This is a genomic window from Sandarakinorhabdus rubra, assembly GCF_010994245.1.
GTDB classification, from domain to species: domain Bacteria; phylum Pseudomonadota; class Alphaproteobacteria; order Sphingomonadales; family Sphingomonadaceae; genus Sandarakinorhabdus; species Sandarakinorhabdus rubra.
Genome location: NZ_WMHO01000438.1, coordinates 1 through 744, shown reverse-complemented (window position 1 = coordinate 744; position 744 = coordinate 1). Strand labels below are relative to the sequence as shown.

The 744-nt window shown below is 74.7% G+C and carries 1 protein-coding gene and 1 pseudogene; both read left to right on the top strand.

What is annotated here, in order from left to right; genetic code table 11:
* Positions 1-439 (top strand): FliG C-terminal domain-containing protein (locus GJV64_RS15125; protein WP_328799211.1); only part of this gene is annotated, 439 nt, incomplete at its 5' end.
* A pseudogene (locus tag GJV64_RS15120) lies at positions 436-744 on the top strand (hypothetical protein); the annotation flags it as partial. The gene GJV64_RS15125 and the pseudogene GJV64_RS15120, both read left to right, overlap by 4 nt.

Sequence of the window (744 nt, the reverse complement as noted above, 5' to 3'; positions counted from 1 at the left end):
CGGCACCGATCGTGACCGCGCCCGGCTGGCCGGCACCGGCTTTGCCGCCGGGGTCATCAAGAAGGCCCGCGGGCGCGGCGCGCTGCTGGATGCGCTGCTCACCGCCGATGCCGCGCTGGCCGCCGAGCTCGACAGCCAGCAGTTCGTCTTCGACGATCTTTCCCAGCTCTCTCAGAAGGATCTGCAGCTGGTGCTGCGCGAGGTTGACCCGGCGCAGCTGGCGGTGGCGCTGAAGGGCGCCGCGCCTGCGGTGCGCGAACTGGTGTTCGCCGCCATGTCGAAGCGCGCGGCCTCCCAGCTGCAGGACGATCTGGCCGATCGCGGCCCGATGAAGCGGTCCGAGGTGGAAACCGCCCAGCGCGAGATCTGCCGGCAGGTGCGGCGGCTGGGCGATGCCGCTGCCATCACCCTGCCTACCCAGGCGGAGCCGATGCTGTGACCGCGCATGATCCGAAACTGTCGGCGCTGCTCGCCGGAGTGCCGCCGGCCACGGTGGCTGCTGCGCCGGGGCTCGCCCGGCTCCTGAGCAGCCTGATCGCGCCGGCCGACGCTGCCCCTCCCATGGCCGCGCCGGCGCCCGATATCGCCGCCCAGCTGGCAGCGGCGCGGGCCGAGGGCGAAGCCGCCGGCTGGGCGGCGGGCGAGGCGGCCGGACGCGCCGCAGCTGCGGCCGACCTGCAACCGCGCCGCGACGCGCTGACGGCCGCACTTGCCGCGGCGCAGGCCCTGACCAGCATCGACGAG